This is a genomic window from Gemelliphila asaccharolytica (assembly GCF_001553005.1).
Taxonomy (GTDB): domain Bacteria; phylum Bacillota; class Bacilli; order Staphylococcales; family Gemellaceae; genus Gemelliphila; species Gemelliphila asaccharolytica.
On record NZ_KQ959861.1, the window covers coordinates 71,854 to 93,425 of the forward strand.

Genomic DNA, 21,572 nt, shown 5'->3' on the forward strand with positions numbered 1-21,572 from the left:
TTAAAGGAGGTAAAATGAGTAAAGATTACATTATTTCACAAAAGGCAACAAAAGAAAATATAAAAAATATAGCGAAAAAATTAGATATAAATGAAAATAACCTTGAAATCTATGGAAATTATAAGGCAAAAATAAAATATGAAAATTTAAAGAATAATCAGAAAAAATCTAATTTGATATTAGTATCTGCAATAAATCCAACTCCATCAGGAGAAGGGAAAACTACAGTTACAATTGGATTATCAGATGCTTTGAATATGATAGGGAAAAAATCATGTGTGGTATTAAGAGAACCCTCACTTGGTCCTGTATTAGGGAAAAAAGGTGGAGCATGTGGAGGAGGATATTCTCAAGTTGTACCAATGGAAGATATAAATTTACATTTTACTGGAGATATGCATGCAATAACAACTGCTAATAACGTAATTTCTGCATATTTAGATAATCATATTTTTCAAGGTAATAAGTTAAATATTAAGAAAATTATTTTTAATAGAGTTTTGGATATTAATGATAGATCTTTAAGACATATAGAAGTGGCTACAAAAAATAATGGTATTCAAAGAGAAGACCATTTTGATATCACAGTAGCAAGTGAACTAATGGCAATTTTATGTTTATCAGAGAATTTACTAGATTTAAAAGAAAAAATTTCTAATATATTAGTTGCTTATGACATAAATGACAATCCGATATATATAAAAGATTTAAAAATAGAAGGTGCAATAACCGCTATTTTAAAAGATGCGATAAATCCTAATTTAGTTCAAACTTTAGAAAATAATCCTGCAATAATACATGGTGGCCCTTTTGCTAATATAGCACATGGTTGTAATTCTGTCATAGCAACAAAAACTGCACTGAAATGTTCTGAATATGTTGTAACAGAAGCAGGGTTTGGGGCTGATTTAGGTGCTGAAAAATTCTTTAATATAAAATGCAGAAAAGCAGATTTAAGACCAGAAGCTGTTGTTCTTGTAGCGACTGTAAGAGCATTAAAATTACATGGTGGAGCATCTTATAATGAATTGAATGAAGAAAATATTAATGCCTTAAAAAAAGGTATACAAAATTTAGAAAAACATATAGAAAATATGAAAAAATTTAATCTTCCTGTTTTAGTATCTCTTAATATATTTGAATCTGATACAAATCTTGAACTAGAAATAATAGATAAGTGGGCTATAGATAATAATGTAATTTACTCTAAAACAGAAGTCTTTTCAAAAGGCGGAAAAGGTGCAATAGATTTAGCAAATAAATTAATAAATATAATAAAAAATAACAAAGAAAATTTTAAATTATTATATGAAAATAATTTATCTATATTTGAAAAAATAAAAATAATTTGTACTGAAATATACGGAGCTAATAATGTTAATTATACTGAAGAAGCCTTAAAAGAAATAAAAAAAATAGAGAAATTAGGCTTTTCTAAATTGCCTATATGTATGGCTAAAACTCCACTTTCATTATCAGATAATAAAGAATTAAAAGGTAGACCACGAAATTTTTCAGTAAAAATAACAGACGTGAAATTAAAAGCTGGAGCAGGCTTCATAGTTGCATATACAAATAAAATATTAACTATGCCTGGACTTTCAGAAGAACCAAATATGCAAAAAATAGATATTGATAAAAATGGAAACATAATAAATATATTTTAAAAAGGAGAAAAACTGTGGGATTTGTTGAAATTATTGATGATGATTTATTAATGGATAATTCTTTAAAAATAATGGTACAAGAATTATTAAAAGTAGCAGCAGATTATGAAAAAATAGATACTAAGTTAACAGAACTTTCTTTATCGTTTGTAGATATTAAAACAATACATAAAATTAACAAAGAGTATAGAAATATAGATAGGCCTACAGATGTTATATCTTTTGCACTTAATGATGAAATTGATGGAGAACTTAAAATTATAGGAGGAGATGAAAAAAATTATATAGGAGATATATTAATATGTGTAGATATTGCAAAAAAACAAGCTCTTGAGTATAATCATTCATTTGAAAGAGAAGTAGGTTTTCTTGCAGTACATGGTTTTCTACATCTTTTAGGCTATGATCATGAATTACCTGAAGAAGAAAAAATTATGTTTGGAAAGCAAAAAGAAATATTAGATATTTTTGGGCTTAAAAGATAGGAGAAACTCATGGATAATACTATAAAAACAGGTTTTATAACACTTATAGGTAGACCAAATGCCGGTAAATCCACACTTCTTAATAATATATTAGAACAAAAAATTGCAATTATGTCTAATAAGCCCCAAACAACAAGAAACATAATAAATGGAATATATACTGATGAAAATTCTCAGATAGTATTTATAGATACTCCAGGCATCCATAAACCAAAGCATAAATTGGGTGATTATATGATGAAATTAGCAAATGGAGCATTAAGTGAATCTGAAATAATATATTTAATAATAAGTGCTGATGAAAAATTTGGTTCTGGAGATCAAAGAATCATAAATATTGTAAAAAAATTAAACGTTCCTACTTTTTTAATATTAAATAAAATAGATTTAATAAAAAAAGACGATATATTTAAAATTATTGATTTTTATAAAAAACTTTATGATTTTAAAGAGATAATACCAATATCTGCATTGAAATCAATAAATGTTAATAAATTAATAAATTTAACAAAAAAATATTTACCAGAAAGTATTAAAATGTATCCAGATGATATAATAACGGATTCTCCTGAATATTTTTTAATATCTGAGTTTATAAGAGAAAAAGTTTTATTATTAACATCGGAAGAAATACCACATTCAGTATCAGTAGTGATAGATAAGATAGAGAAAGAAGATAATTATAAAAAACATATTATGGCTACCATAGTAGTGGAAAGAAAATCTCAAAAAGGAATTATAATCGGAAAACAAGGAAATTTAATAAAAAAAATAGGTAAATTAGCCAGAAAAGATATTGAAGAATTATTACAAGAAAAGATTTTTTTAGAGTTGTGGGTTAAAGTTATAAAAGAATGGCGTAATAGTTCATATAATATAAGAGAATTAGGTTATAGAGATGATATATTCTCGTAAACATTCATTTATTTCAGGAATTGTAATAAAAAAAATAAAATATAAAGATTATCATGAAATAATAAATGTATTTACAGAAAATGGTAAAATTGAAAGTTTTTTCTATAAAAACTTTTATAAAGATAATAAAAAAATAAATATAAATATACCAGTATTTATAAATATTTTTTTTTATAATAACATAGGATTAAAAAAAATATTTAAACTAGAACCTATTAAACATTATAATGATATTAATTATGATATAAACAAATATATATATATTGAAAACATTATAGAACTTATATTTTATTTTAAAAATTCAAATAAAGAAATGTATATATTATTTTGTAATATACTAAATGATGTAAATCAAAATAAGATAAATCCTATTTTAGCTAGTATTTTTTTTATATTACAATTTTTGAAGAAAGATAATTTTACATTTAAATATAAAAAAACAAAAAATTTTTATATAGGGTATTCTTTTATACATAATATGTTTTTAGATCAAAAAAATGATTCTTTATCTTTTTACGAAATTAATGATAAATTAGTAAAATATATTTATTTGATATTTACTAGTGAATATAACACGATAAAAAATATTAAATTAAATAATAATGAACTACTTATAATATATAAATTTATAAATATCATTCTTTTAGAATATTCAGGTATTAATCTTAAATCATATAAAAAAATATTAGAATTAGAAAACTTTTTAAAATCTATATGAAAGGAATATAAAAATGATTGGTAGACCAATAGGAGTTTTTGATAGTGGAGTAGGCGGACTAAATATCACTATTGAGTTAATGAATAATTTTCCTAATGAGTATTTTTATTATTTAGGAGATTTAAAAAATTGTCCATATGGTAATAAAACAAAAAGTCAAATTATTCAATATACTAAAAATGCTGTAGAATTTTTCATAAAAAATAATGCCAAAATCATAATAATAGCTTGTAATACGGCAACAGCAGCAGCATTAGACATAGTAAAAAATAATTATGATATTCCAATACTAGGTGTGATAAAATCGGGTGTAAAAGATGCCTCAATTATATCAAAAACCAAAAGGATTTTAATATTAGGAACAAATTTTACTATTAAATCTAAAATATATGAAAATGAATTAAAAAAAATAGATGAGTCTATGATTATTTATAGTAAGGCATGTCAACCATTTGTAGATTTTATTGAAAATAAAGAATATATTAATAAAAATAAACTAAATAAAATTTTATTTGATGAATTAGAAGAAACAAAAAAATTAGATTTCGATACCATTATATTAGGTTGTACACATTTTAAGATATTAAAAAATGCAATTGAAAATTATTATGGTGGTAATAAAAAAATAATTTTTTCTGGAGATGGACTTATAAGCGAAATAAAAGACATATTAAAAATAGATACTATGAATAATAAAAATTTTTTTAATAATTCTAAATCTAAAATTTTTGTAACAAAAGAAAATAATAATTTTAAAAATATAGCTAGTGATATTTTACATAAAAATTTAGAGATAAATAAAATAGATTTATAGTGGGGTAGTATATGAAAGAATTAGTTGTTGCAACAAATAACGAACACAAATTAAAAGAAATAAGAAATATTTTAAAAGATTATAAAATTTTATCATTAAAGGATATTAATTTTTGTAATTCAATATTAGAAGATGAAAACACATTTGAGGGTAATTCATTAAAAAAGGCAACTATTGTATCTAAGTATTGCTCTAAAAATACAATAGCTGATGACAGTGGATTATGTATAAGTTTGTTAAATGGAGAACCGGGAGTCTTTTCTGCAAGATACTCGAATGAAGGAACAGATGATGCTAATATAGAAAAAGTATTAAAGAAATTGAATGGGAAAGAATCTTCTGCTAAATTTATATCTGCTATTACAATAGTTTTTACAAATGGCAATCATGAAACTTTTATAGGGGAATGTAAAGGAAAAATAATATTAGAAAAAAAAGGAAAATATGGATTTGGATATGATCCGATTTTTTTTGTTGAAAAATATAAAAAAACATTTGCTGAGATGAAAGATATTGAAAAAAATGAAATAAGTCATAGAAGAAAAGCACTTGATAAATTGAAACAATATTTGGAGAACAATTTATGAAAATAAAAATTTGTAAAGATGAATGTATACTATGTGGAAATTGTTATTCATTATGTCCAGAGATATTTGATTGTGACTACGAAGGTGTACCATATTGTAAAATTAGTACTGATATTAAATATAAAAAATTTGAAAAGAAAATATTAAAATCATATTCTTCATGCCCTGTAAATGCAATTAAAATATCTAATTCTAAATAAAAAGGAGTTTATTTTGGTAAAGAAAAAAATAAGTAAAAAAAATAATAAAAAAAGAAAAAATAAAATTAATATTTTTGATATTATCTTAAATTTTAAAAAAGAAAATAAAAAATTGTATGATTTAATAATTGTTTTCTTTTCTATTATTATAACTTTAATATCTTTATTAAGAATGGGTATTATAGGTCAAATAATTGATAATGTGCTGAAATATCTAATAGGTAGCACGGCTTACATAATATACATTATGTTATTTATTTTTCTAATATTATTAATTTTCAATATAAAACTAAAAGGTAAAATTCACTTATTTTTATTTATTATATTTACGTGTATATTATTTCAATTGATTTATATAAAAACTTCAAATTATAATTTACTGAATTATAATTTAGTAAAAGAAAACTATAATTCTTTTTTGGGGGGAGGAGTAATATCATATTATCCCGTTATGATGTTATCTAATTTACTTTCTTTTTATGGGACAATAATAATTATTATCTCATCAATATTAGTAGATATTATTTTATATGCAAATATAATATATCCTGATAAAGTTACGTTATTTATAGAAAAATTATTAATAAATAAATCTAATAAAAATAAGGAAAAAAATGATGAGATTATAGATGTAATAAATAACGATACAGTAAATAACAAATATAAAAAAAATAAACAAATTGAAAATAGTATAGATGATTTAGAAATAACTATGAATGAAAATTCTATTTATAATGAAAAAAAATCACCTAATAAATTAGCTACTAATTATGATAATTTAGATTTGCATCATAATGATACAGATTATTTAGATAGTAATAAAGATAAAAACAATAATAGTTATATAAATTATAAATTTCCACCTATATCTTTATTAAATGATGCTACAGATACAAATGTTGTATCAAAAGATGAGATTTTAAAAAAATCCAAAATTTTAAAAAAAACACTGGAAAATTTTGGAGTTAATATAAAAATAGTAAAAGCTGTTGTAGGGCCAACAATAACACAATTCCAGATATTGCCAAATCCTGGAACAAAAGTAAGTAAAATTATAAATTTAAGTAATGATATTGCACTAAATTTAGCTGCAAAAGACGTAAGAATAGAAGCTCCCATTCCTGGAAAATCCTTAATAGGTGTAGAAATACCTAATGAAAAAACAAAAATAGTAACTTTAAAAGAAATAATTTTGAAAAATACAGATACTTCTCCTTTATCTGTATCATTAGGTAAAAATGTTTCAGGAGATCCCATATTTGCAAGATTAGATAAAATGCCTCATTTATTAGTTGCGGGATCTACAGGAAGTGGAAAATCTGTTTGTATTAATACTATTATTTCTAGTATACTTATGAAGAATAAACCAGATCAGGTTAAATTAATATTGATAGATCCTAAAATGGTGGAATTATCTGTTTATGACGGAATACCTCATCTAATGACTCCAGTAGTTACGAATCCAGTTAAAGCTGCAGAAGTACTTTTTAAAGTAGTTTTAGAAATGGAAAGAAGGTACAAGGAATTTTCAATAGCTAGAGTAAGAAATATTGATAGCTATAATAAAATAGCTTTAGAAGACAATGAATATAAAAAATTACCTTACATAGTTGTAATAATAGACGAATTAGCAGATTTGATGATGGTAGCTTCTAAAGAAGTAGAAGAGTCTATAGTTAGAATAACTCAAATGGCAAGAGCTGCAGGTATTCATTTAATAATAGCTACACAAAGACCATCAGTAGATGTTATAACTGGAGTAATAAAATCTAACATACCTTCAAGAATAGCATTTTCTGTAAGTTCTAATGTAGATTCTAGAACAATCCTAGATAAATCAGGTGCAGAAATGTTACTAGGAAAAGGAGATATGTTATTTCAATCTTCCGATTCTATAAAAGCACAAAGAGTTCAAGGAGCTTATTTATCAGATCAAGAAGTAGAAAAAATAGTTGAATTTATTAAAAATCAATATATTGCTGAATATGATCCTAATATGAGTATTTCAGAAAGTAAAAATAAAGAAAATGTTGCTACTGATACTGATCCTATATATCAAGAAGTTTTACAATTTATAGCTAAAACGCAAAAAGCGTCTGCATCTTTATTGCAACGAAGATTTAAAATAGGATATAATCGAGCAGCAAGAATAATAGACTATTTGGAAGAAGATGGCTATATAGGACCTTCTGAAGGTAATAAACCTAGAAAAGTTTTTTTAGAACCTGAATTTTTAGAAAATAATAATTAGTTTATTTCTGTTTATTGTTGTGAAAATTAAAATATGTTATAATTTTAATGTATAGTATATATGATATATATTTAAAATAAAATTTGTGATAAGGATATTTTTATGGATAGACATCTACCAAATAAAATAACGATTTTAAGAATTATATTGATTCCTATATTTATATTTTTATTATTATATAACTTTTCAGGAGAAATTGTTCTGCTAGGAAGTAGAAAGATTGATACAAATATATTTATGGCTACAATTATATTTATAATAGCTGCAATTACTGATTTTTTAGATGGATATTTAGCTAGAAAATATAATTTAGTAACAAATATTGGAAAATTTTTAGATCCATTGGCAGACAAATTATTGGTATGTAGTGCCTTTATAGTTATGATTGAACTTAATTTAATTCCAAGTTGGTTTGTAGTATGTGTAATAACAAGGGAATTTGCTGTAACTGGGTTGAGAATGTTGGCTTTAGAACAAGGAGAAGTTATTGCAGCAGGTATACTAGGTAAATTAAAAACTGTAATGCAATTATTAGCAATAATATTTATATTATTAGGGAATCCAATATTTAATTATTATAGTATTCCATTTGATAGGATAGTTTTGTGGTTATCTCTTATATTAACAATTATTTCTGGATTGGAATATTTTAAAAATGCAATTTATGTATTTAAATAATTTATATAAAATAAAATATAATATTTTGTAAATGTAAATAAAAATACTTTGATAACAATTTATATCAAAGTATTTTTATTTTTAGTAATAATAAATAGTAAAAGAAATCTTTAATCGTCAAGTTTTTCTATATTTTTTTTAATAATTTTTTTAGACTCATTTATATATAACATAGATGTATCGCTATTAGAATGACCCATTTGAGTCATTATTATAGGAATATTTCCGTTTGTTTTTAATGCCAATTTAGTCCCATAACTATGTCTTAATTTATGTGGAGACATAGGAACATTATAGCTTTCTGTATATTTAATAACTAATTTTTGTATCGCCCTAATAGAAAGTTGTCTTTTATTTTTATTTGATACAAATAAAAAATCATCTCTTTCTAATGTAACAGTAGAATTATTTAAATAAGCTTTTATTTTATTAATGGCTGATTGAGTAATAATAACAGAATCTTCTTTATTTCCTTTTCTAATAACATTAATTTCATTATTTTTTAAATCAACATCTTTTATTTTTAGATTAGATAATTCACTAACACGGATTCCACTTTTTAAAAAGAGTGTAAGAATAGCAATATCCCTATCCTTATTTTTTGAAAAAAATATTTTTTGATGTTTTGTTAAGGTTTTTTCATAATCAAATTCTACATAATGTAAAAATTTTTTATCTTCTGAATCAAAAAAGATATTTTTTGAAATTTTTTTTGATCTTGAAGAAAGTGTTTCTTTTATTCTATTAATTGGGATTTTGAGCATAACATTTTTATTTAAATATGATTTTCCAAATTTATCTTCGCTTGTAACTGATAAAAATTTAAACAGAGATCTCATAGCAGCTTTATAATTGTTTATAGTAGATTTTGATCTGTATTTATTATTTATTTCTTCTCTAGATAAAAATTTAAAATAAAATTCCATATCTTTTTTTGAAATATTTTCTAAATCATCAATTTTTATATCTTTTATTATGTTTGCTTTAGTTAAATTTTCTTTTATTATCCAAGATAGAAATGTATCATAACTTTCTAAATATCTGTTTAATGTTAGCGGAGAAAGAATATCATAGTAAGTATCGAAATAATCTTCTATGAAATAAGGAAAATTTTCTATTTTCTTATTTATTATTTTTTTATAATAATCTTTTTGATTCATTTTAAATTAAAACCTCATAAGTTTAGAAATATAATTATTCATATAATATGTATTATGCGAATAGTTATATCTATTATAACATTTATTTATAAAAAAGTAAAAAACTACCTAAGATTTACTTAGATAGTTTAAAGTTAGTATTGTATTATACTCTTTCTACTTTCCCAGATTTTAAAGCACGAGTAGAAACCCAAACTTTTTTTGGTTTGCCATCTACTAATATTTTTACTTTTTGTAAATTAGCTTTAAATGTTCTTTTTGTAGCGTTCATTGCATGAGAACGAGCATTTCCAGAGCGAACTTTACGCCCAGTTACGTAACAAACTTTTGCCATGAATTATTCCTCCTTTAGAATGTATATTCATAACATTTACTACATACACAAGACATATTATAATATAGAATAAATAAAATTTCAACTATTTTATTTAAGCTCTTGAAATATAATGACCTTCTGCAGTGTTTATTATCAATTTGTCTCCCTCTTTTATAAATAGTGGAACTTGAAGGGAATAACCAGTTTCTAACGTTGCTAATTTTGTTGCTCCAGTAGCAGTATCTCCTTTAACTCCTGGTTCTGTTTCAGTAACAAGCAGTTCTACTGATGAAGGGAGATCGACACCTAAAATTTCAGAACCATACATCAATACAGATACTTCCATATTCTCTTTTAAGAAGTTTAATTCATATTCAATATGACTTCTAGGTATTTCTATTTGTTCATAAGTAGTATTATTCATAAAAACAAACGAATCACCTGATGAGTAAAGATAAGACATTTTTTCATTAGTTATTAATGCTTTAGATACTTTTTCTCCAGCTCTGAAAGTTTTATCATTTACTGCCCCAGTACGCAAATTTCTTAATTTGGATCTTACAAATGCAGCTCCTTTACCTGGTTTAACATGTTGAAATTCTAATACTTTCCAGATGTTACCATCTACTTCTATTGTAACACCTGTTTTAAAATCATTTACAGAAATCATTTTTTTCTCCTTTTATTTATTTATTTTATTATAAAAAAATTAATAAAAAAAATCAAATTTTTTTATCGCTCATATTTTGCATAATAAATTATATTTCCTTTTTTTGTAAATTTATCTTCATATTCAGTTTTAATATTATTATTTTTCAAATCACTATTCTCCAAATCAAGAGAAATTTCAGTTATTGAAAAATTCTTTTTTGTAAAATTTTTTAAACTATATTCGAATAAATTAATGTTGTCTGTTTTTTGTTCTATAAGATTATTTTTTCCTAATATAATAAGATATTTATCTATAAAAGATAATGATGTTAATCTTCTTTTTTCATGTCTTTTTTTAGGCCATGGGTCTGAAAAATTTAAATATATTTTTTCTATTTCTTGTTTATCAAAATATTCAGTTATATAATTAGCATTTCCCCAGATTAATCTAATATTTTCTATAGAAGTGTTTTCTAATTTATCCAATAAACTACACAATATTGTAGCTTGTGTTTCTAATGCAATAAAATTTATTCTAGGAAATTTTTTAGCCATATCAATAATGAATTTTCCTTTTCCAGAACCTATTTCTAAATGAATAGGATTAGAATTTTTAAAAATATCATTCCAATTATTATTTTTTTCTCTTGGATCTACTAATACTAAGTTAGAATTCATTAATCTAGTTTTAGACTTTGGGTTATTTCTTACTCTCATATATCCTCACTATTCTAATTTTATGGTATCACTAAAAATTTTTTGGTTTTCCTCAATATTTTTTTTGGAAGAAACTACGCATATATGGTTTTTTTCTTTTATGTTTTCAAATAAACTTTTTAGTGATTTTAACTCTTCTATTTTTGTATTTTTTATTTCTGTAATAATTTTATCAAATTCTTTTATATCAATGTCTGATAAATAATATTTTAAAGATATTGATGATTTTTCATTTGGCGACATTAATTGATTAAATGTATTTAATGCACCTATTTTAAATTTATTCAAATCTGTATCAGATATACTTAAATTTTCTATAAATTTACTTATATCTTTATAAATATCTATAGTTTTAGTTAAATTTGGATCTCTATATGACCAAAAATAAATTTCATTATATCTATTAATACTAAAACCAGTTCCATATGCTCCACCTTTAATTCTGATCTTATTCCACAAATAATCAAAATTTATGATATTACTTAGAACTAATAATTTACCATTATAATTGCATTTAATATTTGAAGCTAAAGATACATATTGTACATTAGTATTAAAATAAAAAGCTTCTGAATATTTATTAGATTTCGTATTAAATAAAATATTTGATTGTTTATATTTTCTCTCACTTTTTATAAAATTGGTAATATTACTTATATTATCTAAAAATAATTTATCATCATATTCAGAACATGTAGAAATTGTTAGTAAATCTTCTTTATTCAATATTTTTTTCATAGTGTTAATTAAGTTTTCTGATATATCATTATAATTAACATTAATATTTTTTAATAAATCTTTTATAAAAATATAAAAATTAAAACCATTTATAATTTCTTTAATATAATTAGCCTTTGACATATAACTTGATAATCTTTGTAAAGTAAATAAATGAGCATTTTCTTTAAATTTATTATCTAAATATAGTTTTAATTCTACTAAGATATTTTTAATGTTATCTTTTTTGGAAAAATCATAATTTATAAGGTTTTCTTTTATAATTTTTGAAGATTCTTTCATATATATATTTAAATTTTTTGCAGATAGTATGAATTTTATTTTTAAATCATTGTTTTTAGAATTTCTAAATACATTTATAAATGTATCAACTCCTCCTAAAAAGGAATTTATATCTATATTATTTTCAAGTTTTGATTTATTTTTAGTATTATTATTAAATAATATATATGATATGAGTGAAGCATATTTTAACTCTTTTTCAGAAAAATCACTTATATCAAATATAAATTTATAATAAATAATATCGTTTGTGAAAACCTGATAATTAGTGTGTCTAATGCCGTTGATATTTTTAAATATTAAGGGTTTAATAGGATTTTTTATTAAAACTTTTTTAGAATCAACAGCTTTTATTTTTTGAAGGTCTTCAGCACTATTTTCTTTATTTTGCCATTTTATAAAATCAGAAGTTTTTTTCATTATACCTTTTTTTATATTTTCATCAAAATCTTCAAAAAAAGCTTTTGTATAACTAATATTATTTTTTTGAGGAATAGCTTTTATTAGTGATTTTTTTTCATTTTGTAAAATAAACTTTGTAGCTATATTTTCATAATTATTATTAATAAAATTATCTTTCAAATTATTTATAATGGATTCAAAGTCAAACACTTGTAATGGATCTTTTTTGTGTATCCAGTTTCTTAATAAAAATATAGCGTAATTAACTCCTTTAGGCTCACTACTTTTATTAATTTCATCTTTTATGTCAAATACAAAATTTCTTATAATGGATTTTATATGTCTTTTATTAAATCCATTTTTTATTTCATTATTTAATTTTTTATCATATATTTTATCAATTTTATCAATATATTTATCTTTTACATTTTTAAACACTATAGAATAAGAAACTTCTAATCTATCTTTTTGTAAATACCCGTAAACATCTTCACATATGTTATTTTCAATAAAATAATTTTTAAATGAGGAATCAGAATTTCCTAAAAGTAGTTCGTTAATTATTTCAATTGATGATAATAAATTTATATTTTCATTTGTATCTATTAAATAACTTGCTGTGAAATAATTTTTATCTAGCAATTCGCTATTTGGATAATTTACTGTAACTATATTTTTATTAAAATTATCTTGTTTGTTTAATACATAATTAGAGTAATTTTTAAAATTATATTCAGATAAATATTCATCAATAATTTTTAAAAAAGAATTTATATTTAGATTTCCATATAAAAAAATATAAGCATTACTAGGATGATAACAATTTAGGTATTCATCTACTAATTCTTTATATTCTAAATTTACTATTTTTCTAGGGTCTCCTCCATAAGAATACATGTAAGGAGAATTTTTATATAGGTTTTTTGATATATTTATATCTATTAATTCATCTATAGAATCATAAACACCCCTCATTTCGTTATAAACAACACCTTTATAGGATATCTCATCTTCTAAATTTTCTAAATGATAATGCCATCCTTCTTGCATAAAAATTTTATTGTTTTCTAATAAATTAGGATTGAAAACAGCATCTAAATATATATCCATTAACACTTTTAAGTCATTTTCATCCTTAGAAGAAACAGGATAAACTGTTTTATCTGGGAATGTCATTGCATTTAAAAAAGTATTAAAAGAACCTTTTAATAATTCTAAAAAAGGTTCTTTTAATGGGTATTTTTTAGAACCACAAAGAACAGAATGTTCTATTATATGAAAAATTCCTTTATCATTTTTAGGTATTGTTTTAAAAGATATACTAAAACTTTTATTTTCATCATCATTTTTAAAAAACAATAATTCAGCTTTTGTTTTAAGGTGTACATATTTATATGAAGTAGTATTTATATCTTTTAAATATCTTTTTTCTACTAACTCAAAACTCATAATCACACTCCATTACATTGTTAATAAAGTTAGAATATCATAGTTTTTTAGTTTTTCATAGCCATTTAATTCTTTTAATTCAATTAAAAACGCAATCCCTGCAACAATTCCACCTAACTGTTCTACTAATTTTATAGTAGCTTCTATTGTTCCACCAGTAGCAAGTAAATCATCTGTTATTAAAACTCTTTGTCCTTTTTTAATTGAATCTTTATGAATTGTTAGTGTATTACTACCATACTCTAAATCATATTTATAACTTATTACTTCTCTTGGTAATTTATTAGGTTTTCTTACCGGAATAAATCCTATCCCTAAAGAATAAGCAACTGGGCAACCAATTATAAAACCTCTAGCCTCCGGGCCAACTACAACATCAATTTTTTTTTCTTTAGCATATTCTACAATTTTATTTGTTGCATATTTATATGCTTCCCCATTTGCCATTAATGTTGTTATATCCTTAAAACTAATACCCTTTTTAGGCCAATCTTCAACTATTGATACATATTTTTCTAAATTCATAATATTCTCCTATATAAATTATAATTATTCGACTTTTAAATTATACTATATTTTTTACTTTTGACAAAATTCGTTATTTATACTTTCTATATTATTTCTAGTAAAAAAATTCTCTGATTCTATTATTTTGTTTATTTTCATATAAGTTTGTGATTTTTCAAGTTTTATATTTTTATAATTTTGATTAATTTTAATTTTATTATTTTCATATGAAATTAAATCTAGTTCTAAAAGAATTTTTATCATAATTTTTAAGTTAGATATGTCTATTTTTAATATTTTTAATAATTTATTTAAAAATTCTTTTTCTAATAATATACTTTTTTGATTATATGCGATATTAAATAATTTTATTAGTTTATTCTTATCTAAAATATATTTTTTATTTAAATTTTTACTAAAAAGTAATTTAATTTTTTTAGGTTTTAATTTTAAGATATTATAAATAATTTCTTTGTCATGAGGAATGTCAATAATATTTATTATTTTATACTCATCATGATTAAGTTTTTCTATTTGATCATATTTAAAAAAATTATTTTTTTCATCATTGTAATAATTTGACAATTTTAATTCATTTATATCTAATAAATTTAATTCTATGTTTTCATCTCTATAATCAGCAAAAATAAAATCTTTTTTTTCTATATCAATCAGAGAAAATTGTAATTTTGTTTTACCATAAAAATTATTTTTTTCTAAATTAAAAATTATAGATATGATGTCTCCTTCTTTTATATCATCAAAAATATCATTATTTTTGAAACTAACACATTCAAATTTTTGATTTTTATTTTTTATTATAATTTTTAAATATTGATTATTTTCTCCAAATTTTATTTTTTCTATAACATTTACATTTTCTAGTAAAATAATAGGTTCTTCAAAGTTCATACCAAATGGTTTGATTTTTTCTAATTCTCCTAATAATTGATAACTAATATTCTCTAATGATATTTTAAAGTCAATATTTTTTATCGTTTTTTTATTTGATTTTTTTAAAAAATTATTATAGGATTCATTTAATTCTTTTTCTATTGTTGCTATATTTTCTATATTTGTTGTAAAACCAGCAGCCATATTGTGTCCACCAAATGCTGAAAATAAATTTTTTATTTTTTCCATTGCCTCATATATATTAAAATTATTTGTGCTTCTAGCAGAACCTTTAAGAATTTCACCTTTTTTATTAATTATTAATGCTGGTTTATTATATTTTTCTACTATATTTGATGCAACAATACCTAAAACTCCTTCATGATAATTTTCTCCATATATAATTAATAAATTATTTTTATTATTATTAATTTTTTTTTCAACATCTATTAATATATCTTTTGTTATATTTTTTCTTTCTATATTTAATTCATTAATCTTTTCAGCAATACTGTAAGCTTTTTTTTCATTTTCTTCTGTGAATAATAATATTCCTTCTTTTGCTGATGACAATCTACCTATAGCATTTATTCTTGGAGCTATAATAAATGAAATAGTTTTTTCATCTATTTTTCCATTAAAATTTGATATATTTAATAAATGTTTTATCCCAATTCTAGTATTTTCATTAATTAATTTAAGTCCATTTTTTACAAATAATCTATTTTCAGACTCCATAGGAACTAAATCAGATATAGTACCTATTGCTACCAAATCTAATAAAAAGTCTGGAAATATTTCTAAAAGTGCATGAGCAAGCTTAAATGCTACGCCAACTCCAGCTAATTTTTTAAATGGATATTTAAAATTAGGGTGTTCTGGATGAATTATAGAAAAAGCATTTGGCATTTTATTTTGAATTTGATGGTGATCAGTAATAATCACATCGCACCCTAATGAATTAGCGAATTCAACTTCATCTATAGCAGCTATTCCATTATCAACTGTTATAATTAAAGATACGCCTGATTTTATGATTTTTTCAAAAGCTAGTTTATTAGGGCCATATCCTTCTGAAAATCTATTAGGTATATAGGTTGTTACATTTGCTCCTAGTGAGGAAAGAGTTTCCAATAATAATACTGTTGATGTAATTCCATCAGCATCATAATCACCATATATTAAAATCTTCTCTTCTTTTTCTATAGCAGAATATATCCTATCTTTAGATTTTTTCATATCACTTAATAAAAATGGATCAAATCCTTCATCATAATCATTAATTAAATATTCCTTTATATCATTTATTTTAGATATGTTTCTTGATAAGAAAATTTTAGACTGTACTTCAGTTAAATTATAATTTTCAATTAATTCTTTTATTATTTCTTTAGAGTGTTCTTTTATATTCCATTCATATCTTAAACCCATTATTTATTTTCCTCTTTTTGACTCTCTGTATATATATTTTCTTTTTTAAATAATAATTTTTCTGTTCTTTCTAATTTTTGCTTCAAAATTTTATATTTATTATTCCAAAAAAAATTAACAAATAATGCTCCTATAAAAAAAAATATAAAAAATAATAACGTTAGTGGAATTTTGGCCGAAAAAAATATAAATGTAACTTGAACAGGATTATAATTCATTATTAAAAATGTTATAAATGATACAATAATTAAAACTAAAATAAAAATTTTATATGCTAATTTATTATTTTTCATTATTTATCTCCGATAATATTTTATAAAATTCTTGCTCTGAAATTATATTTATTTTCATTAATTTTGCCTTTTCTAATTTAGTTCCTGGTTTTTCACCGTATATTATATAATCGGTTTTATTATTCACCGACGATGATACTCTAGCACCTATTTTTTCTAACGCACTTTTTGCTTTATTTCTAGTTATTAGAGATAATTTTCCTGTAAAAACTACTTCTTTTTTATAAAATATAGAATTTTTAATATTATTATCTTTATATTCAGGATTAATACCTAATTTAATTAAATCTGTAATTAAATTTAAATTCTCTTCTTGATGTAAAAAATTAACTATTGAATTTGACATAATATCACCAAAATCATCTAAATTTTTTAATTCTTCAAATCTGCAATTTATAAAATTTTGTAGATTTTTATATTTTTCTGAAAGAGTTTTCGAAGATTTTTCTCCTACATTAGGGATTCCTAGAGAATATATAACTTTGTCTAAAGAAGAGATTTTTGATTTTTCTATAGAGTCTAATATTTTAGTTGCTAATTTTTCTCCCATTCTATCTATTTTTAACAGATCTTCTTTTTTTATTTTATATAAATCTACTACTGTTTTTATTATATTATTTGAAAAAAGAAGTTCTACTTGTTTATCACCTAATCCTTCTATATTCATAGCATTTTTAGAAGAAAAATGAATAATTTTTTTTATGTTTTTTTGTTTGCATTTATTATTAGTACAAAAAATAAATGAGGTGTCTTCATCTTTTTTTAACATTTGTCCACAAGAGGGACACTTAATAGGAAATACTAGTGTTTTAGAGTTTTTATTTCTAAATTCCTTCATTACTTTTACTACTTTTGGAATAATTTCAGCTGCTTTTTTTACAATAACTGTATCTCCTATTCTAATATCCAGTTTTTCCATAACATCTTTATTATGAAGTGATGCTTTTGTAATTGTACTTCCTGATATTTCAATAGGCTCTAATATCGCTACAGGAGTTATCATTCCTGTCCTTCCTACACTGTATGTAATATCTACTAATTTTGTTACTAGTTCTTGCTCTGGAAATTTATATGATGTGGCCCATTTTGGAGATTTAATAGTATTACCTAACATATCTTGTAATTTTATATCATTAATCTTAATAACTATTCCATCAATATCATATGTTAAATTTTGTTTATTATTTTCCCAATAGTCTATATAATTTAATACATCATTAATATTTTTAAAAATTTTATAATTAGAATTAATAGGAAGTCCTAGTTTTTTAGCATAAATTAAATTTTCTTCTTGCGTTTTTTGGTTACTATCTATAACATTATATATAAAAATAGATAATTTTCTTTGAGATGATATTTTTGAATCTAATTGTCTTATAGAACCACTTGCTGCATTTCTAGGGTTAGCAAAAAGTGGTTGAAGTTTTATTTTATTAATTAAATTTAAATTTTTAAGTTTTTTAATTTTATTTTCTTTTTCTATTTTTTCATTTTCTATTTCAATTTTTTTATTATTATTTTTTATTTCTTCATTTAAAAGTTCAAATGATTTTTTAGGTAGATATACTTCTCCTCTTACTTCTATATTTTCTTTTCTATTTAATTCTTTTGGAAGAGAAAATATTGTAGATATATTTTCGGTAATTATTTCTCCAATTTTGCCATCACCTCTAGTTGAGGCCTCATAGAGAATACCATCTTTATATTTTATGCTAACGGCAAGACCATCTATTTTTAATTCGCATATATATTCAATGTTATTTATATTTAAATTTTTTTTAATTTTTTTATCAAATTTTAATAAATCTTCTTTAGAAAATGTATTAGATAAACTTAGCATTGGTACTGTATGTTTAGCTTTTCTGAATTTGTTTAAAATTTTATCCCCTACCCTTTGAGTGGGAGAGTTTCTTTTTATTAATTCGGGATTATCTTTTTCTAATTTTTCTAATCTTTTATATAGTATATCGTATTTTGTGTCACTTATTTTAGGGTTATCTTCTACATAATATTGGTAAGAATATTCATTTAAAACTTTTACTAAATTTTCAATTTCAAATTTTATTTTTTTATTTATCATAAAAAATTACTCCTTAAGCAAATTAGCATATTCTAGTAATAATGTCTTTTCACCATACTCTAGAAAATTTATTAGTATTTCTTTATCATTTATATCAATCACTGTTCCAGTGCCAAATTTTTTGTGTGAAACTTTATCATTGATTGAAAATTTTTTATTTGATTTTGAAATAACATTTTTTTCTTTTATTATAGGAATAGATATTGTAGAGGCATTGTATAAATCAGTTTTATTTTCATTATTCGTAATAACTAAATTATTAGGAATTTCAGTAATAAATCTAGATAATTTATTAGTTATATTTTTCCCGAATTTCATTCTTCTTTTTGTAGCACTTATAAATAAGTTATTTTTTGCTCTAGTTATTGCAACATAAGCTAGTCGTCTTTCTTCTTCAATTTTTTCTTTTATATCTGTATCATCTTCCATTATATTGGATGGGAATATATTTTCTTCAAGACCTATTATAAATACTGTATCATACTCTAAGCCCTTAGAAGCATGAATCGTTGATAATGTAACAGAATTATCTTTGTTATTTTCATTTTTGTCAGTATCAGAATATAGAGATATATCTGACATGAATTCTAAAATTGATTTATTATTTTTAGAATATTGTATAGATGATGATACCAATTCTGAAATGTTGGAAATTCTTTCTCTATTTTCAACATTAACAGTCTGTTCTAACATTTCTTTATAACCACTATCTATATAAATTCCTTCTAATATTTCTGCAATAGAATAATCATTAAAATTTTTATATTTTTCAAATATTTCTATAAATGCTACTATTTTTTTTGTTATATTAGTCGACAATCTTATATCTTTTACATTTTTTAATGCTTCGTACATATTTATTTTATTTTGTTGCATATATATTTCTATTTTTTTTAATGTTTCCTTACCTATTCCTCTTTTAGGTACATTTATTATTCTCTTTATGCTTAATTCATCATCCGGATTTATTAAAACATTTATGTAAGAAAGAATATCTTTAATTTCTTTTCTATTTAGAAAATGAAGAGATCCTAGAATTTTATATGGTATTGAATTTTTTATTAATGAATTTTCTATTACTCTAGATAAATAATTATTTCGATATAGTATAGCTGTATTATTATAATTATTTAATTTTTTTATTTTTTTAGATATATAATCAGCTTCTTCTATGTCATTTTCAGCATAATTAAAATTAATTTTATTGTCAGATATTATATTTGTCCATAATTTTTTTTCTTTTCTTTTTATATTATTTTTTATAATACTATTTGCAGCGGATAATATAATATTATTTGATCTATAGTTTTGATTTAAATAAATAATTTTTGAATCTTTAAAATCTTTTTCAAAATCTGTTATATTATTTACGTTAGCACCTCTCCAAGAGTATATACTTTGATCATCATCACCAACTACACATATATTTTTATGAAAATTTGATAGTAATTTTATAAGTTTATACTGTATTATACTCGTATCTTGATATTCATCAACATGGATATATTTAAATTTATTTTGATAATATTTTAATGTTTCATCTGATTTTTCAAATAATTCTATAGTTTTTATTATTAAGTCATCAAAATCTAGAACATTATTTTTTTTTAAATATTGTTGATATTTTAAATATATATTAGAGACATTTTTCATAAATCCGAATTTTGATTTTTGACTTAAATCCTCAGGACTTTCATTTTTATTTTTTGAATTAGAAATAACTTTTAGTATAAAATTAGGATTGTATTGATCAATATCATATTTATAATTTTCTATTATATCCTTAATTACCCTTTTTTGTTCACTATTATCTAATATAGTAAAATTAGTTTTGTATCCTAAATATTCTATATTAGTTCTTAAAATTTTAAGACACATTGCATGAAATGTATTTATCCAAATATATTTTGTAGTATCTCCTATTAAATTGAATATTCTTTCTTTCATTTCATTAGCAGCTTTATTAGTAAAAGTTATGGCTAAAATATTTGATTCATTTATTTTTTTTTCCTTTATTAAATGCATTATTCTATGAGTTAAAACTCTTGTTTTTCCACTACCTGCTCCTGCTAGGATAATAAGTGGCCCCTCAGTTGTAAGTATTGCTTCTTTTTGGTTGTCATTCATTGTTTCTAGATACTCTAACATAATTTCTCCTAATATTTTATTTTATTATCTGGATTATACATAATAAAGAGAACTAGTATTTCTAGTTCTATTTAAATATTTATTTATTTTTAAAGAATAATTAAAAGAAAACAGAAAGACCAGCAATCATACAACTTGAGATTATAGAAATAATCATTAACCATATTACGACTTTAAAAATCTTTTTAT

Annotated in this window: 19 protein-coding genes; 9 read left to right on the plus strand and 10 right to left on the minus strand. The window is 22.1% G+C overall.

The annotated features are described in order from the left end of the window. Positions 1–14: 14 nt before the first annotated feature. The 9 genes from HMPREF1871_RS01765 (at position 15) to pgsA (ending at position 8,315) form a co-directional block, all read left to right on the plus strand. Complete coding sequence (locus HMPREF1871_RS01765; RefSeq protein ID WP_066129225.1) at positions 15–1,667, plus strand: formate--tetrahydrofolate ligase; 1,653 nt, start codon at positions 15–17, stop codon at positions 1,665–1,667. Between the two features lie 14 nt (positions 1,668–1,681). Continuing rightward, complete coding sequence (ybeY, locus tag HMPREF1871_RS01770) at positions 1,682–2,152, plus strand: rRNA maturation RNase YbeY (protein WP_066129228.1); 471 nt, start codon at positions 1,682–1,684, stop codon at positions 2,150–2,152. Between the two features lie 9 nt (positions 2,153–2,161). After that, on the plus strand, positions 2,162–3,067 hold the full coding sequence (gene era / locus HMPREF1871_RS01775) for a GTPase Era (protein WP_066129231.1): 906 nt from the start codon (positions 2,162–2,164) through the stop codon (positions 3,065–3,067). Then, on the plus strand, positions 3,051–3,785 hold the full coding sequence (gene recO / locus HMPREF1871_RS01780) for a DNA repair protein RecO (protein WP_066129234.1): 735 nt from the start codon (positions 3,051–3,053) through the stop codon (positions 3,783–3,785). The genes era and recO overlap by 17 nt, the downstream gene beginning before the upstream one ends. 13 nt (positions 3,786–3,798) lie before the next feature. Next, positions 3,799–4,599: a glutamate racemase gene (gene murI / locus HMPREF1871_RS01785; RefSeq protein ID WP_066129237.1), complete on the plus strand. Its 801-nt coding sequence runs from the start codon at positions 3,799–3,801 to the stop codon at positions 4,597–4,599. An 11-nt stretch (positions 4,600–4,610) separates the two neighbouring features. Next, on the plus strand, positions 4,611–5,186 hold the full coding sequence (gene rdgB, locus HMPREF1871_RS01790) for an RdgB/HAM1 family non-canonical purine NTP pyrophosphatase (RefSeq protein ID WP_066129240.1): 576 nt from the start codon (positions 4,611–4,613) through the stop codon (positions 5,184–5,186). Further along, on the plus strand, positions 5,183–5,386 hold the full coding sequence (locus tag HMPREF1871_RS01795; RefSeq protein ID WP_066129243.1) for a ferredoxin: 204 nt from the start codon (positions 5,183–5,185) through the stop codon (positions 5,384–5,386). The genes rdgB and HMPREF1871_RS01795 overlap by 4 nt, the downstream gene beginning before the upstream one ends. Positions 5,387–5,558: 172 nt before the next feature. After that, positions 5,559–7,637, plus strand: coding sequence for a DNA translocase FtsK (locus HMPREF1871_RS06440; protein ID WP_066129459.1), 2,079 nt, complete (start codon positions 5,559–5,561; stop codon positions 7,635–7,637). Between the two features lie 102 nt (positions 7,638–7,739). Further along, positions 7,740–8,315, plus strand: coding sequence for a CDP-diacylglycerol--glycerol-3-phosphate 3-phosphatidyltransferase (gene pgsA, locus HMPREF1871_RS01805; RefSeq protein ID WP_066129245.1), 576 nt, complete (start codon positions 7,740–7,742; stop codon positions 8,313–8,315). A gap of 110 nt (positions 8,316–8,425) precedes the next feature. On the opposite strand, the gene xerS is transcribed toward pgsA, so the two are convergent. The 10 genes from xerS to HMPREF1871_RS01855 all read right to left on the minus strand — a co-directional run bounded on the left by xerS (position 8,426) and on the right by HMPREF1871_RS01855 (position 21,383). Then, positions 8,426–9,475 carry a tyrosine recombinase XerS gene (gene xerS, locus HMPREF1871_RS01810; RefSeq protein WP_066129248.1) on the minus strand — a complete coding sequence of 350 codons (1,050 nt, stop codon included), beginning with the start codon at positions 9,473–9,475 and terminating at the stop codon, positions 8,426–8,428. A 145-nt stretch (positions 9,476–9,620) separates the two neighbouring features. Beyond that, positions 9,621–9,809 carry a 50S ribosomal protein L28 gene (gene rpmB, locus HMPREF1871_RS01815; RefSeq protein ID WP_066129252.1) on the minus strand — a complete coding sequence of 63 codons (189 nt, stop codon included), beginning with the start codon at positions 9,807–9,809 and terminating at the stop codon, positions 9,621–9,623. Positions 9,810–9,903: 94 nt separating this feature from the next. Further along, positions 9,904–10,461 (minus strand): elongation factor P, encoded by a 558-nt coding sequence (gene efp, locus HMPREF1871_RS01820; protein ID WP_066129255.1) that lies wholly within the window; start codon positions 10,459–10,461, stop codon positions 9,904–9,906. 62 nt (positions 10,462–10,523) lie between these two features. Then, positions 10,524–11,159 (minus strand): tRNA (guanosine(46)-N7)-methyltransferase TrmB, encoded by a 636-nt coding sequence (gene trmB / locus HMPREF1871_RS01825; protein WP_066129258.1) that lies wholly within the window; start codon positions 11,157–11,159, stop codon positions 10,524–10,526. Between the two features lie 9 nt (positions 11,160–11,168). Next, on the minus strand, positions 11,169–14,030 hold the full coding sequence (locus tag HMPREF1871_RS01830; RefSeq protein WP_066129261.1) for an insulinase family protein: 2,862 nt from the start codon (positions 14,028–14,030) through the stop codon (positions 11,169–11,171). Positions 14,031–14,042: 12 nt separating this feature from the next. Beyond that, positions 14,043–14,555 carry an adenine phosphoribosyltransferase gene (locus tag HMPREF1871_RS01835; protein WP_066129264.1) on the minus strand — a complete coding sequence of 171 codons (513 nt, stop codon included), beginning with the start codon at positions 14,553–14,555 and terminating at the stop codon, positions 14,043–14,045. A gap of 54 nt (positions 14,556–14,609) precedes the next feature. Continuing rightward, positions 14,610–16,862 carry a single-stranded-DNA-specific exonuclease RecJ gene (gene recJ / locus HMPREF1871_RS01840; RefSeq protein ID WP_066129267.1) on the minus strand — a complete coding sequence of 751 codons (2,253 nt, stop codon included), beginning with the start codon at positions 16,860–16,862 and terminating at the stop codon, positions 14,610–14,612. Continuing rightward, positions 16,862–17,155 carry a DUF1049 domain-containing protein gene (locus HMPREF1871_RS01845; RefSeq protein WP_066129270.1) on the minus strand — a complete coding sequence of 98 codons (294 nt, stop codon included), beginning with the start codon at positions 17,153–17,155 and terminating at the stop codon, positions 16,862–16,864. Before HMPREF1871_RS01845 ends, recJ begins: the two co-directional genes overlap by 1 nt. Further along, entirely contained in the window at positions 17,145–19,235 is a 2,091-nt protein-coding gene (gene ligA / locus HMPREF1871_RS01850) for an NAD-dependent DNA ligase LigA (protein ID WP_066129273.1), read from the minus strand. The genes HMPREF1871_RS01845 and ligA overlap by 11 nt, the downstream gene beginning before the upstream one ends. Before the next feature lie 6 nt (positions 19,236–19,241). Continuing rightward, positions 19,242–21,383, minus strand: a complete 2,142-nt coding sequence (locus HMPREF1871_RS01855; protein ID WP_066129276.1) for an ATP-dependent helicase — start codon at positions 21,381–21,383, stop codon at positions 19,242–19,244. Positions 21,384–21,572 lie beyond the last annotated feature (189 nt).